Below are 14,270 nucleotides of genomic sequence, written 5' to 3'. Positions count from 1 at the left end.
ACAGTTTTATTAGCGTTAAAGCCTTTATCATAACGGTGGTTATGATGGAAGACCCGTACGTCTGGATGGAGAACCTTGAAGATGAGCGCGTTCTTAAGCTCGTCGAGGAGGAGAACAAGCGCTTCAGGGAGTTCATAGGAAAGCTGAGCGACGAGCTCTTCCCCGAGGTCTGGAAGTACTACTCGATGCCGACCCTCACCGGAGCGAGGCTCACAGATAAAGGCGTCATAGCCATGTTTAAAGAGAAGGACAGGCAGATTATTAGGTGGCTCGGTGGGGAGGTCATCGTTGATTCCAAGGCCCTTGAAAGGGAACTCGGCGACGAGGTTCTCCTCCAGGGGTTTACCGCTGACAAAGAAGGAAAATACCTCGCCTACAGCTTCTCGATTGGAGGCGCCGACGAGGGGATAACGAGGATAGTTGACATTGAGACAGGTGAAATCATCGACGAGATAAAACCCTCTGTGTGGAACATCACCTTCCTCGAAAACGGCTACTACTTCAGCCGCTTCTACCGCCACGGCGAGACTCCGGACGGGGTTAAGGCTCCCGCGGTGAGGCTCTTTTGGAAGGACGAGAGCGGTGAAAGGATGGTCTTCGGGGAGGGCCTCGGCTCCGGATACTTCATTTCGTTGAGAAAGAGTACAGACGGCAGGTGGGCCATGCTGACGGTAACCTTCGGCTGGAACAGGGCAGACATCTACATCGGGCCTGTCGAGAAGCCAGAGCTATGGAGAAAGGTTTACTCCGCTGAAGTCCCTGCAGGGCCGATAGACGTCGTTAACGGGAAGCTCTACGTCCTTACAAGGGAAGGAAAGGGCCTCGGGAAGGTCATTGCTATTGAGGGAGAAAACGTTACTGAGGTTGTACCGGAGGGAGAGTTCCCGCTCGAGTGGGCGGTTGTGGTGGACGGCAAAATACTCGCCGGAAGGCTCGTCCACGCGAGCCACAGGCTTGAGGTTTACTCCCTCGATGGGGAGAAGCTTGACGGGATGACATTTGACCTCCCGGGGAGCGTCTACCCCCTCCACACCGACGGGAAGAAGGCCCTCCTGAAGTACGAGAGCTTCACCGTGCCCTACAGGCTCTACGAGTTCGACGGGGAGCTGAGGATCATTGAAAAGCAGGAGATCGAGGGAGGGTTCACCGTAGAGGAGGACTTCGCGGTGAGCGGGGACGGCACGAGAATCCACTACTTCCACGTGAGGGGCAAGGAGGATAAGAAAAGGGTCTGGGTCTTCGGCTACGGCGGTTTCAACATCTCGCTCACCCCCAGGTTCTTCCCGCAGGTGATACCGTTCCTCAAGCGTGGCGGAACCTTCGCAATGGCCAACCTGCGCGGTGGTTCGGAGTACGGTGAGGAGTGGCACCGCGCCGGCATGCGGGAGAACAAGCAGAATGTCTTCGACGATTTCATAGCGGTTCTCGGCAAGCTCAAGGCCGAGGGCTACCGGGTTGCCGCGTGGGGAAGGAGCAACGGCGGCCTTCTCGTCTCGGCGACGCTCACCCAGAGGCCCGACGTCATGGACGCGGCCATTATAGGCTATCCGGTCATCGATATGATGCGCTTCCATAAACTCTACATCGGCAGCGTGTGGGTTCCCGAATACGGCAACCCCGACGACCCGAAGGACAGGGAGTTCCTCCTCAAGTACAGCCCCTACCACAACATTGACCCAGACAAGAGCTACCCACCGACGCTCATTTACACCGGTCTTCACGATGACCGTGTCCACCCGGCTCACGCCCTAAAGTTCTTTGCCAGGATGAAGGAAGTCGACGCACCGGTATATCTTCGCGTTGAGACAAAGAGCGGCCATATGGGTGCGTCACCGAAAACGAGAGCGAGGGAATTGGCCGATCTGGTGGCTTTTGTTGTGAGGGTTCTGTGGCCCTGATCCCCTTTTTTGTCGCGAAAGATTCTTATATGGCGGGTGGGAATTAGTATCTGGGGCGGAGCCATGGATGTCCAGAGAATATCCACGGGCATCTCGGGACTGGACAGGATGCTGCACGGCGGCCTCATAGCGGGAAGGGTCTACTTGGTCAAGGGGGCCCCTGGCACAGGGAAGACCACTCTGGCCATGCACTTTGCCATGGCCGGTGTGGCCAACGGGGAGGACGTGCTGTACGTTACACTCGAAGAGCCCGCCGACAACATCAGGGTGGACATGACGAGGATGGGCTTCAACCTCAGGGATCCCCACTTCACGCTCATAGACGCGACACCCACGGTTGAGCGCTACGTGCTGATAAGCGACTTTTTTGAAACGTTCGCGGAAAACATAGAAAAAATGACCGACGCAATTAAAAAGCAGTTCCAGGAGAAGCGCTACTCCAGGATAGTCATCGACCCAATAACGATGCTCAAACTGACCGCCGCCAGGGAAATAGACTACAGGAGGGCGTTTCTGTCCTTCATAAAGACGATGATGCGGCTGAGAACCACGGTCTTGCTGACTTCCGAACTCGAAAAGACAGGCATAGAGGAGTACTTGGTCAGCGGTGTGATAGAGCTTAAGACCTTTGAACTCGGGGGAAGGCTTTCGAGGGGAGTGCGGATAACAAAGTTCAGGGGCAGCGGGTTTGACAGCGCCACCCGGCCCTACGAGATAACCTCCAGCGGCATTGTTGTATACCCCGACCGCACGATCTCTCTACCCTGACGCCTCGATCATCGCCATTATCTTTCTGTGCAGCTGTTTTATCAGCTCGCGCCTGTCCTCCATGAGAACCACATCGCTTGAGCCTATCACCTCAAGGTTGAATGCAAAGGGACTGGGAAGCTCGTTGTGCTCGATGACCACCCTTATCCTGCCCTCTTTAATCCAGCCCAGGAAGAGTTCGGCGGCCTCAACATCCATCTTGTCCTCCATTATCTCACGGTAGACCTCCTTGAGCAGCGGAAAGTCCGGATGGTTTTCCTTGAGAACCCTCAGCAGTGCCACTGCCATGACCTGCTGCCTCCCGAGGCGCTTGCTCCGGCCTATGTACCGCCTGAGAATCAGCAACCCACGGTTGGCGACGTGGCGGAAGCGCCTCTTCAGAAGCTCCGTGTTGTCGAGGGCCCTCTTGAGCGTCTCCCTCAGGTCTTCGATCTGGAAGAGCGCCCTTATCTCGTCCTCGCTCAGCTCGGCTTCTGGAGGAAGGAGGAGGGCAAAGCCGTTGTCGTTTATGGCCACCCCGACATTGCACTTCTTCCATTTGCTGACCTGGTATGCAAAGGCCCTGCTCAGGGCATCGTTCGCCCTCCTTCCGATGAGCGTATGAAAGAAGTACTCGTTCCTCCTTTCGCCTTTGACGATTTCGACCAGAACCGTCTCGTCGTCGGGCACCGTTGAGTACTTCGCCTGCTCGCGGAAGTAGGCGAGAATAGCCTTCGCGGCCCTCTCGTCTATCCCGTACTTTTTCATCAGGAAGCTCCTGGCGCGTTTGCTGTCCACAAGGGAGGAGACCTCCTTCCTGAAGCGCTGGATGTCGAGGGCCAGGTCGAAGCTCAGGGGGAGCATCTCCGAGAACCAGGCTGGAATAGTGGGCTTCGCACCCTCGCGCGGAATTACATAAATCTTGTTGCCCCTGCTCTTGACGAACTCGTAGGTTCTCCCCGCCAAAACGAAGATGTCGCCGGGCATCAACCTTTCGGCAAACTCTTCCTCGACCGTTCCGATCATCTGCTTGTCCATGGTGTAGACCCGAATCTTTGCCTCGTCCGGTATCGTGCCGACGTTCATGTAGTAGATCGCCCTTGTCATCTTGCCGCGCCTGCCGAATTTTCCGTCCTCAAGCCATATCTTCGCGTAGACCTTCCTCTCTTCGAGGCCGGCGTATTCTCCCGCCAAATACCTCAGCACGCTCATGAAGTCATCGAAGGACAAATCCCGGTACGGATACGCCCGCCTCACAAGCCTATATGCCTCCTCCACGTCCCACACCTGGTTGAGCGCCATTCCCAAAAGATGCTGGACGAGGACATCGAGGGGGTTCTTCGGTATCCTTATCCGGTCGAGCCTCCTGTTCCTCGCATTGTGAGCCAAAACGGTAACCTCGACGAGGTCGTCGCGGTCGAGGGCGAGGATTACTCCTTTGCTGACGTCGTGGAGCCTGTGGCCGGCCCTCCCTATGCGCTGCAAAGCCCTGTTGACGCTCTTTGGCGAACCGATGAGGACAACCAAATCTATTGTACCGATGTCAATGCCGAGCTCTAAGCTTGTTGAGCTGTTTTTTGAGACAAAACCGTTGACCACATAGCTCCCGGTTTCAGAATCGAGTATCCCATAGGCGTCGCCGATATAGACCTCCTCAATCGAGACTATTCTGTCAAAGAAAACATCACCCTCGGCTAGCACCCGGAGTTTTCTGATTTCGATGATAAGCTCGGACAGGCCTCTTTCCTGAGCGGTTTTCTCGTAGAAGTCGAGAAGTCTCACCAGGTTCCTTCTGCTGATCTCCCTCGTCCCCAGCTCGGCCTTAATGGGGTTGTACATCCCCATCTTTTGAAGCCGATACGAGCTTATTCCAAGAGCCTCCCGGATATTCCTGAGGCGTTCGCCAATCCCAGGGATCACGTCGGAGTTTGAGTAGCCACCCTCATCGAGCGTTTCCAGCCTTTTTAGCTCCTCCCTCCAGGGATCGAGGAGCTTTCCAAACCTCCGCAGATATTCCCCGCCCAGGATTGCAACCGTGTACGAAGTTCCTTCTTTCCTTATCTCCCTTCCCCTGAAGAACCCCCGTTCGTTGTAATATCTCCTCCTTATGGAAGCAACAATCCCAAGCTGAAGGAGAAGGTTTCGTATGCCCTCCGCGAACTCATGGTTGAACGTCGCGAACCCGGCAGAGTACACGCGGTTGCCGTCCTTCACATCAAGGTAGCCGTCCCCATCGAAGTATCCCGAGAGAAACTGGATCTTGTGCTCCCCGGGAAGGCGATAGAGCACCTCCGGAAACCTGCCGTTGGTGGATTTCTTACCTTCTCCCCCGACAAGCTCTCTAAACATGCGGAGTAGGACGCTGAAAGACAGTTCAAGGGAATAGGTGCTTTCGTTCTGTCTCCTAATGTTCCCCCCGATTCCCAGTTCTTCCTTTGCAAGCTGGGCGTATCGTTTGAGCATGCCCAGATCGCTGGAGAACAGGGTTAGGGTTCCTTCCTTCCATGAACCGTCGGCGAGCCAGAATCCGAGAAGCCTTGCCAGCTCGGGCGTGAACCTCTTCGGTAGCTCGTAGGAGTCCTTGTCGGAGGTTATCCTGCTTAGATCGTCTTCTTCGATGGACATATCGACTTCACGGAGGATTAACTTTAACCTTCCCCAGCTGAACGGGTACTCCCCTCTGAGTTGCCTGGCTAAATAGCTCTCATCCACTCCCAGTTTCCTGGCGAGGGATTTGATGGAACCAAATTTAGCCTGTACGTTCTTCTTGAGCTCCCTTAGAAATCCGACTTTGAGGTGAAGGTAGGCTGAATCGGGGAGAAAATCGAAGATGGGCACTTCCTCTTCAGGACTCGGCAGTCTCCTGAGAACCCCCACGTAGTCCCCGGGTTTAAGCTCTCTCGCCTCCACCCAGGTCAACCTTCCCCTCCTAACAGTCAGGAACTTGTGTCCAGGCGTTGCCTCGACTTCGAAACCCAGCCTTGTCCTCAGCTTAACGCCCCTAGAGTTGTATTTGATCCTGTGAACTCCACCGAATCCCACAAAGCTGCCTTCGGTACCGTTAACACCCACTATGGCTCTCGCATTTCTGAGGTCATCGATCCTCTGCATTCCATCTGGAGTTAGAATCCTCGAGTGTCCTGGGACGCAAACAACTGCCTTAAGCTCTCCCCTCTTGAGCTTCTCCTCGACGTCCAGACGAACCTCTCGCGAAAGACTTGAGTGATGAGCTTCGATCAGCCCCTCAAACTCCGGATAGCGCTTTTTCAGGTTGTAGGCCACCCTCTCAGCACCGCTCCTCGTGTTGGTGAAGATGAGCGTTGTCCTGTGCTCCCTGATAAGCTCTGCCAGACGGCGGTACAGGGCGTTGCTCAGTGTCCCAGCGTCCGTGTAAACGAGGTCATCTACAACGCTCTCTACCCATATCTCCGTCTGCTTGGCGAAGCTGACGTCAACTATCAGGCCCGGCCTCGGCTTTCCATCGTCATCAAAGCCGAAGACGAACTTGGCGACCTCCTCAAGCGGATGAATCGTTGCGCTCAGTCCTATCCTCACGAACTCGTTCTCCGACCAGTGGGCGAGCCTCTCGACGCTCAGGGCAAGGTGACTTCCCCTCTTGTTCTCGGCTAAGGCGTGAACCTCGTCTATGATGAGGTATTTGACCGTCTTAAGCCTCTCGCGGAACTTGGGGGCGTTCAGGGCTATGGCGAGGCTCTCGGGAGTTGTGATCAGGATGTGCGGCGGCCTCTTCACCATCTTGCTCTTCTCGTAGCTTGAAGTATCGCTCGTCCTTATGCCAACCCTTATCTCGGGCAGCTCGTAGCCGAGTTCTTTGGCAACTTCCTTTATCTCGGCTAAAGGCCCCTCAAGGTTCCTCTTGATGTCGTTGTTCAAAGCCCTCAGCGGGGAGACGTAGAGCACGTAGATTTTATCCTCAAGCTTTCCAGCCTTCCCGAGGAGAATGAGCTCGTTTATGGCGGCGAGAAAAGCCGAAAGGGTCTTTCCGGAACCGGTTGGCGATGAGATAAGCACGTTCTCGCCCTTGTGGATTTCAATCACCGCGTAGCGCTGGGGAGGGGTGAAGGTACCAAACTTCCGCCTAAACCACTCCCTAACCGGCTCGCTCAGTATCTCGAATATCTCCTCATCGGTGTATTCCCTCTCGGCGTGGCGTATCCTTTCCTCGCTCATCGAAGTTGGTTCGGTTTTTCGATTTTTAAGCTATTCGGTTACCTTAACAAACTTTTTAAGTGTCAATTAAGAACTAGAATCGGTGGGACAATGGAATCCCTGAGGCGTGTCATAGAGGAGTTCAACAGACTTCACGGGAGCGAGGCCACGGCGAGGATATTGAAAGTTCGGGGAGATGAAGTTGTAATAGAGTTTTCCGGCTCCTTCTGTGCCACTTGCGGTCTGTACGACTACTTCGACGACATTAAATGGGAGGCGATGGACTTCGGTCTAGAAATTGAGCCTGTGGAGGTCTTAGAGGCTGAGGAAGATGAGTTCGAGCATGGCAGGTACGTTGTGAGGTACAGGATCGGAAAATCCCTCTCCCTTGAACTTCCGGATAAAGATTAAAAGCTTCCCATCGGAATCCCCAACATGAACCCGCTCCTCCTCGGTCTTGTCGTCATCTTCCTCTGGGACGGCTACTTTTTCTTCAATTACATAATTAGCCTTTTCCGTAATTACAGAATTCGAGAGTGGGAGCCGAGGGTTTCCGTAATAATCCCTGCCTACAACGAGGGCGAGAGGGTCCTCAAGGCGATCAACTCAGCCCTTGCACAGGATTATCCGGACTTCGAGGTCATAGTAATCGACGATGGGAGCGAGGACGACACCTTCGAGCTTGCATCGTCGGTAAAAGATCCCCGCCTAAAGGTTTACAGTAAGGAGCACGGCGGGAAGGCCAAAGCCTTGAACTTCGGACTCTCAAAGGCCAGTGGGGAGATTGTAGTCACAACCGACGCCGACAGTTATCTCGAACGAGATGCCGTTAAGGAGCTGGTGAGACGCTTTTACTCCAACGAAATTTTCGGTGTCGGCGGACAGGTTCGTGTCGCTGGGAGTTCCTTCTTAGAGATGGCGCAGGACGCGGAGCACCTCAGAATAGCCATGTTCCGCCGGGCAAAGGAGCTCGATGACCTGAGCGTCGCACCCGGGCCGGTTTCCGCCTTCAGGAGGGAAGCCCTTGAGAGGATCGGCGGCTTCGTTGAGGACATCGTCGAGGACTACGCCACTACAAAGGCGCTAAAGGCGTTTGGAGAGGTCGTCTATGCCCCAGGGGCAAGGGTCTGGACAGAGATGCCGAAGAGCATTAGTGTGCTCTGGCGCCAGAGGAAGCGCTGGTTCCTCGGCGACCTGAAGAACCTCGGCGGTGGCTTCACCAAGGACTGGGCCTTTTTGATTCTCGGGGATGTTGTGGCGTTTTTTGACGTGGTCGTCCCAATAGCCCTTCTTGCAACTGGGAACTTCTCCATCTTCGTCCTCTGGTGGCTCTTTGAGACCCTTACTATGCTCCTCCCAACGTTCTTCGAGGGGGGGAGGCTCGTAAACGCGCTCCTATTCCCAATAATCGTCTGGTTCTGGGCGGTTTTCTATCTCACCCTGCACTTGTACGGCTACGGAAAGCTTCTCGCGGGTAGGCTGTAGTGTTCCCCGTCCCCTGTTCCGGCATACTTCATTCGAAACCTTTTTAAGTGCCTGTCTCAGTACTACATACACTATATAGATTATGTAGAAACAAATAGACTATAGTGATGGGCGATGATCATTTTAGTGCTCCCGGCTGTATTCATGGCGTGGGCGATAGGGGCCAACGACAGTGCTAAGGCAGTCGGCACTGCAGTTGGTGCGGGCGTTATAGGGTTCAGGCGTGCCGTCCTGCTAATCGGTGTTTTTGTGATTCTCGGTGTGTTCCTTGGCGGTTCAGGTGTCTCAGGCACGGTTTCAGGGATGGCCGAGGGCATGAGCCCGGCCCAGGTAGGTCTCGTCCTCTTCAGCGCCGCCACAGCGGTGACACTCGCCAGTCTGTGGGGAAGGCCAATTTCAACTACGCAGTCAATAATCGGCGGCCTCGTCGGGGCCTCCCTCGCGCTGGGACTCCCCGTTGACTGGTGGACGGTTGTGAAGATAGCGTCCGCCTGGGTTCTCTCGCCCCTAGTTGCGGCACTCTTTGCAGTGGCAGTTTATAGAATTTACAACCCCCTGACGAAGAGGATAAAGTGCCTGCGCAACCTTGAGCTGGCCCAGAAGTGGCTCGTCTTCACGGCCGCTGCGTATTCCTCCTTCAACCTCGGGGCCAACGAGCTATCCAACGTGGCGGGCCTGCTTCAGAGCCTCGGGATCGACGGGCCCTTCAAGCTGGTTCTGGCCACGACACTTGCAATAGGAGCACTGACGTTCAGCTACAACGTCATGATGACTGTTGGGAGGGACATATCGCCCCTCGGGCCGACTTCAGCTTTCTCGTCCCAGTTTGGGGCTTCACTTGCCGTGAGCGCGGCCAACCTGCTCGGCCTCCCCGTCAGTTCTGGCCAGGCAATAGTCGGCGCGATAAGCGGCCTTGGACTCTACAAAGGGGAGACTGTCAATCTGAAGTTGCTCGTGGGGATAGTGCGCGGCTGGATTATCGCCCCAATCGCCGCCGGGGCACTCTCATACTTAATGATTACCCTTCTGGCTTAGACTTTTAAACCGGCCGCCCTACTCTCGGGGAGGTGTTGCGAGATGGTCGAGTTCAGGTTCGAGGTTAAAGCGCGAGACGCCGCTGGGAGGATAGGCAGGCTCACTGTAAACGGGAAGACGATAGAAACGCCGGCCATAATGCCGGTCATCAACCCGAAGCAACTTATAGTAACCCCAAAAGAGCTGAAGGAAATGGGCTTCGGGATGGTAATCACCAACTCTTACATCATCTACAAGACGCCGGAGCTTAGGGAGAAGGCTCTTGAAGTCGGAATCCACAGGCTCCTTGACTACGACGGCATAATAGAGGTCGATTCTGGTTCATTCCAGCTTATGCGCTACGGCGGTGTAGAGGTCACCAACAGCGAGATAGTGAAGTTCCAGCACGACATAGGCGTTGATATCGGCACTTTCCTCGACATACCGACGCCACCGGACACTCCCAGGGAGAAGGCGGAGGAAGATCTCCGAATAACTCTGGAGAGGGCAAAGGAGGCTGAGGAAATAAAGGAGATAGCCATGAACGCGGCCGTCCAGGGCTCGACCTATCCGGATCTGAGAACCCACGCCGCGAGAAAGCTAAGCGAGATGAACTTTGAGATTCACCCCGTTGGGGCAGTCGTCCCGCTCATGGAGAGCTACCGCTACAGAGACCTAGTTGATGTCGTTATCGCTTCAAAACAAGGGCTCAGGCCCGACAGGCCCGTCCATCTCTTCGGTGCCGGCCATCCGATGATATTTGCCCTCGCGGTGGCGATGGGGATAGACCTCTTCGATTCCGCGAGCTATGCCCTCTACGCAAAGGACGACCGCTACATGACGCCAGAGGGGACGAAGAGGCTTGAGGAGCTTGAGTACTTCCCGTGCTCCTGCCCCGTCTGCTCCCGCCACACTCCCCAGGAGCTTAGGGAGATGCCGAAGGAAGAGCGCACGAGACTTTTGGCGCTTCACAATCTCTGGGTCATTCGCGAAGAGCTCAACAGGGTTAAGCAGGCGGTTAAGGAGGGTACCCTCTGGGAGCTCGTGGACGAGAGGGCTAGGAGCCACCCGAAGATGTTCGCCGCCTACAAGAGGCTGTTGGAGTACAGGGACTACCTCGAGAAGAACGAGCCGATAACCAAGGCCTCCGCTTTCTTCAAGGTGAGCGAGGAATCTTTGAGGTGGCCGACTGCTGTGAGGGCTAAGGAGAGGGCAGAGCGCGTTAAGAGCAAGTTCCCTGAGACGATAGAACACCCGATATTCGGAGAGATACCCAGGTACCTCGGCTTGACCTACCCTTTTGCGCAGAGCGAGGGCGAGGAGGACTTCAGCATAAGGAAGCCCTCGAAGGGCGAGGCTAGAGAGTACATAATGGCTATAGCGGAGTATCAGTTCGGAGAAGGCGCTGGGGAAGCCTTCAAGGATGCCTTCGTCGAGCTTTCCCGGAAGACAGGAATGCCGAGGCAGATAAAGGCCAAGGGCAAACACCTCGCGACATTCAGGGCTGAAGACGGCCTCTTAACCCTCGGCATCGAGGGGGCGAAAAGGCTCCACGAGATACTGCCGTTCCCGAGGATGAGGGTCGTTGTTAACGATGATGCAGAACCCTTCGCGAGGCGCGGGAAGAACGTCTTCGCAAAGTTCGTGGTCGATGCAGACCCAAAGATAAGGCCCTACGACGAGGTTCTGGTGGTGAACGAGAGGGACGAGCTTTTGGCCACAGGACAGACACTTTTAAACGGCGAGGAGCTGAAGGTCTTCCGGAGCGGTCTAGCCGTGAAGGTTCGCAGGGGCGTTGAGAAGTAGAAAATTTTATAACTCCCCTCCCTTCTCCTATTTCGGGCGGGCCCGTGGTCTAGATGGTCATGACGCCACCCTTACAAGGTGGAGGTCCGGGGTTCGAATCCCCGCGGGCCCACCAGTACAAACTTCGCCTGCGCGAAGTTTGATCAAGGTTTGCATGTCACTCTTGGAAATTCTCAGTTTTAAGAGGGGTTTAATCTTTCACTTGCCAGTTCTGTATGGTTTCGCAATTAATACAACGCCCTTCGGGCGTTAAAATGAAAGCGAAACCGGTTTTAACCCCCGGTTTTTGAGTTAAACCCGCTGTAAACTTTCAGTTTCAGAGGGACATGCGGGCTCTTTCTGGCCAGTTTTGGTGGAAGTTTACTCTTTGGTCAAACTTTGCCCCACAAAGTTCTGCCGATGGGGTTAAAAAGCCCGGAACCTTTCATCTCCCGGTGGTGAGCGTGAAAATCCACTACGAGTGCTTTGCCTGCGCCGCGAATCAGTGCCAGAAGATAGTCGAGATGGGCACGAACGACCTGGAGCTCAGAAAGAGGGGCGTCATCGAGGCGGCGAGGCTGATGGCGAGGATAAACGAGGACTCAATCCCCGCGATTTTTGGGAGCGAGGTCTTTCTCGGCGTTTACAAAGTTATAGGCAACGACGACCCGTTCAGGGAGTACAAAGAGCTCTCGAACAGGCTCGCCGAAAGGATAGTTTCCGACCTTGAGGGGGAGGATATAGACCTGAAGACGGCCCTAAAGCTCGCCATAATCGGCAACGTGATAGACTTCGCCGTCGGCTACTCGCCGGAGAGAATTGAGGAAGACGTCAAAGCGATGCTCAACGAGGAGCTCTACGTTGACCATTCCGATGAGCTGTTTGAGAGGCTGGGGAAAGCGAAAACCCTCCTCTACATCACTGACAACTGCGGCGAGATTTACTTCGACAGGCTCTTCATCAAGGCGCTCAAAAAGTCCTTCTCCCACCTTAAAATTTACGTGGCAGGCAAAGAAGGACCGATTATAAACGACGCGACCGTAGGAGACCTCAAAAGGACAGGCTTTGAGGAGTTCGCTAAGGTCATCTCGACTGGCACGAGGATAGTCGGCGTTCCTTTTGATAGAGTCTCGGAGGAGTTCAGGGAGGTCTTTGAAAGAGCGGATATTATAATTGCCAAGGGACAGGGCAACTTCGAGACGCTGAGCGAGATAAAGGATGGAAGGGTGTTCTACCTGCTCAAGGCGAAGTGCCGGCCGATAGCGAGAGAGCTGGGAGTTCCGCAGGGGAGTATGGTGTGTCTGAGGGTATAACTAGCACCCCGATAGTATACTATCACCCCGGTAGTTAAAGGGTTGCAGGGGAGGGATCACCCGGATTTGCGAAGGGCTTTCACAGGGGAAGGAAAGGTTTAAATAGTTCAATCTGGATTATCATAATCATGTGTGAACAATTTGTAAACAGGAAGAGGGAACTGCAGGCATTAAGGGAAGCTTACCAGAGTAGCAGGAAAGAGCTCATAATCGTTTATGGGAGAAGAAGAGTTGGTAAGACTGCCCTCGTTAAGAAGTCGGTGAAGGGTATTCCCCACATATACTTTTTTGCTGAGGAAACTCTTGAGAAGGAAAACCTCAGGATGTTTCAGTCCCTCGTCGCCAAAGCCCTTAAGAATCCTCTGATAGCAAAGGCAGAACTGTCCTGGGAGGAAGTCTTCGAGCTACTCGAAGACTCGGGAGTTGTGGTCATAATAGACGAGTTCCCGAACCTTCTGAGAGCAAACAAAGGACTCCTCTCAAAGTTCCAGAAGATATGGGACTCTTCAAGAAAACTCAAGCTCGTCCTAACTGGCTCTGCCATAAGCGTGATGGAAAGTCATGTTTTGGGTTACAAAAGTCCCCTCTACGGGAGGAGGACCCTCTCGATAAAACTCGAACCGCTGAGCTTCCTCCATCTGAAGGAGTTCTTCCCCGAGAAAAGCTGGGAAGATCTTGTCAGGATATACGGGATAACTGATGGCATACCGGCATACATTAAAGAAGTCCAGTTCAGGCTGAGGGCCGGCGAAGGGCTTGAAGAGGTTTTTCAGCCAAACAAACCGCTGTTCGATGAGGCGGAGTTCCTTCTCCGGAGCGAGCTTAGGGAGCCTGCCCGCTACTTCGCGATACTGAAGGCGATAGCCTTTGGAAAGACGAAGTTCGGCGAGATAGTGAACTTTACGGGCCTTCCAAGCTCGACGGTTTCCCAGTACTTGAGCAACCTCCAGACGCTCCACATCGTTGAGGAGAGGCACCCTATTGGAGAGCCAGAGCGGAGGAGAAACGCCCGCTACTACCTGAGCGACCTATACTTCAACTTCTGGTTCCGCTTTGTCTACCCGAACCGCTCCCAGCTCCTAGACTTCGGCTACATCGAAAACTTTGAAGAGGAGTACAACCACTACCTCGGCTTTGTCTTTGAAAAGGTGGCGGGTGATTTTCTCAAGGAATTGAACCGTGCCGGGAAACTCCCGTTTAGGTTCACGAAAATTGGCGGCTGGTGGAAGAAAAACGAGGAGATCGACCTTCTCGCCATTAACGAGCGGGAGAAAAAGGCCCTTTTCATTGAGGTGAAGTGGAAGGAGCTGAGTGAGAGGGAAGCGAGGGGAGTTTTGAGGGACTTGGAGAGGAAGGCGGAGCTTGTAGGGCTTGAAGGATGGGAGAAATGGTACGGGATAGTTGCAAAAGGCCTGAAGGGTAAAAAGGAGCTCCGCAGTGGGGGATGGCTCGCCTGTGACTTGGGGGACTTTAATGAAGTTGGGGAATACATGTGATGGTCCAATCCCTACAGAAAACCATTTTAGGGTGTTGTGCACATACTTTAACTGGAAAGTACAGAAAACTGACCTACAAGGGTGAAAATGTAGGAATGGCGAGCATTTTCAACGAACCGTATCAGATGGGGTGGATGGAGGATGTGGATAATTGAATTTCCTAAGGGGAGATCAGCAGTGAAAACCGTGGGAGTGGATCTCGGTTGCAGCGCAGTAGGAGCAGTCACAGGCACGCTCTCGGCATACTCCTTGCTGGCAGGAATGTCTCAATCCACACTCACAGTGGATATTCAAAATATAACGTCAAGCGCCACGATCTCAATAAGCGGAACGTCAATTAATGTGGGGTAAAATAAGGTGAC

Annotated in this window: 10 protein-coding genes and 1 tRNA gene; 10 read left to right on the top strand and 1 reads right to left on the bottom strand. The window is 54.2% G+C overall.

Annotation, left to right across the window (positions count from 1 at the left end):
* Nucleotides 1-44 precede the first annotated feature (44 nt).
* Nucleotides 45-1,898: a prolyl oligopeptidase family serine peptidase gene (locus E3E36_RS08145; RefSeq protein ID WP_167895335.1), complete on the top strand. Its 1,854-nt coding sequence runs from the start codon at nt 45-47 to the stop codon at nt 1,896-1,898.
* A gap of 63 nt (nt 1,899-1,961) precedes the next feature.
* A complete protein-coding gene (locus tag E3E36_RS08140; RefSeq protein ID WP_167894955.1) occupies nt 1,962-2,666 on the top strand; it encodes a gas vesicle protein GvpD in 705 nt (234 codons plus the stop codon).
* Here the strand turns inward: E3E36_RS08140 and E3E36_RS08135 are convergent.
* The gene (locus E3E36_RS08135) at nt 2,658-6,836 is read right to left on the bottom strand and encodes a DEAD/DEAH box helicase (RefSeq protein ID WP_167894954.1); all 4,179 of its coding nucleotides are present in this window, start codon (nt 6,834-6,836) and stop codon (nt 2,658-2,660) included. The two genes, E3E36_RS08140 and E3E36_RS08135, sit on opposite strands and share 9 nt — an antisense overlap.
* 90 nt (nt 6,837-6,926) lie before the next feature.
* Here E3E36_RS08135 and E3E36_RS08130 point away from each other — a divergent pair, with 90 nt between their 5' ends.
* The 8 genes from E3E36_RS08130 to E3E36_RS08095 all read left to right on the top strand — a co-directional run bounded on the left by E3E36_RS08130 (nt 6,927) and on the right by E3E36_RS08095 (nt 14,259).
* Nucleotides 6,927-7,226, top strand: a complete 300-nt coding sequence (locus E3E36_RS08130; protein ID WP_167894953.1) for a hypothetical protein — start codon at nt 6,927-6,929, stop codon at nt 7,224-7,226.
* Between the two features lie 24 nt (nt 7,227-7,250).
* On the top strand, nt 7,251-8,300 hold the full coding sequence (locus tag E3E36_RS08125; RefSeq protein ID WP_167894952.1) for a glycosyltransferase family 2 protein: 1,050 nt from the start codon (nt 7,251-7,253) through the stop codon (nt 8,298-8,300).
* Nucleotides 8,301-8,414: 114 nt separating this feature from the next.
* Nucleotides 8,415-9,335, top strand: a complete 921-nt coding sequence (locus tag E3E36_RS08120) for an inorganic phosphate transporter (RefSeq protein ID WP_167894951.1) — start codon at nt 8,415-8,417, stop codon at nt 9,333-9,335.
* A gap of 42 nt (nt 9,336-9,377) precedes the next feature.
* Nucleotides 9,378-11,120: a tRNA guanosine(15) transglycosylase TgtA gene (tgtA, locus tag E3E36_RS08115; RefSeq protein ID WP_167894950.1), complete on the top strand. Its 1,743-nt coding sequence runs from the start codon at nt 9,378-9,380 to the stop codon at nt 11,118-11,120.
* A 38-nt stretch (nt 11,121-11,158) separates the two neighbouring features.
* Nucleotides 11,159-11,235: transfer RNA gene (locus E3E36_RS08110), tRNA-Val, on the top strand.
* Nucleotides 11,236-11,563: 328 nt separating this feature from the next.
* Entirely contained in the window at nt 11,564-12,412 is an 849-nt protein-coding gene (locus tag E3E36_RS08105) for a damage-control phosphatase (protein ID WP_167895334.1), read from the top strand.
* A gap of 128 nt (nt 12,413-12,540) precedes the next feature.
* Nucleotides 12,541-13,908, top strand: a complete 1,368-nt coding sequence (locus tag E3E36_RS08100; protein ID WP_167894949.1) for an ATP-binding protein — start codon at nt 12,541-12,543, stop codon at nt 13,906-13,908.
* 141 nt (nt 13,909-14,049) lie between these two features.
* The gene (locus tag E3E36_RS08095) at nt 14,050-14,259 is read left to right on the top strand and encodes a hypothetical protein (protein ID WP_167894948.1); all 210 of its coding nucleotides are present in this window, start codon (nt 14,050-14,052) and stop codon (nt 14,257-14,259) included.
* Nucleotides 14,260-14,270 lie beyond the last annotated feature (11 nt).

The organism is Thermococcus sp. M36, assembly GCF_012027355.1.
Classification (GTDB): Archaea; Methanobacteriota_B; Thermococci; order Thermococcales; family Thermococcaceae; genus Thermococcus.
This window is presented reverse-complemented; position numbering and strand designations above follow the sequence as displayed.

What these genes read in the sequence shown, in the direction of transcription:
- E3E36_RS08120 (WP_167894951.1), top strand. Translation starts at nt 8,415, where the DNA reads ATGATCATTTTAGTGCTCCCGGCTGTATTCATGGCGTGGGCGATAGGG.
- E3E36_RS08145 (WP_167895335.1), top strand. Translation starts at nt 45, where the DNA reads ATGGAAGACCCGTACGTCTGGATGGAGAACCTTGAAGATGAGCGCGTT.
- E3E36_RS08095 (WP_167894948.1), top strand. Translation starts at nt 14,050, where the DNA reads ATGTGGATAATTGAATTTCCTAAGGGGAGATCAGCAGTGAAAACCGTG.
- E3E36_RS08130 (WP_167894953.1), top strand. Translation starts at nt 6,927, where the DNA reads ATGGAATCCCTGAGGCGTGTCATAGAGGAGTTCAACAGACTTCACGGG.
- tgtA (WP_167894950.1), top strand. Translation starts at nt 9,378, where the DNA reads ATGGTCGAGTTCAGGTTCGAGGTTAAAGCGCGAGACGCCGCTGGGAGG.
- E3E36_RS08100 (WP_167894949.1), top strand. Translation starts at nt 12,541, where the DNA reads ATGTGTGAACAATTTGTAAACAGGAAGAGGGAACTGCAGGCATTAAGG.
- E3E36_RS08140 (WP_167894955.1), top strand. Translation starts at nt 1,962, where the DNA reads ATGGATGTCCAGAGAATATCCACGGGCATCTCGGGACTGGACAGGATG.
- E3E36_RS08135 (WP_167894954.1), bottom strand. Translation starts at nt 6,836, where the DNA reads ATGAGCGAGGAAAGGATACGCCACGCCGAGAGGGAATACACCGATGAG.
- E3E36_RS08125 (WP_167894952.1), top strand. Translation starts at nt 7,251, where the DNA reads ATGAACCCGCTCCTCCTCGGTCTTGTCGTCATCTTCCTCTGGGACGGC.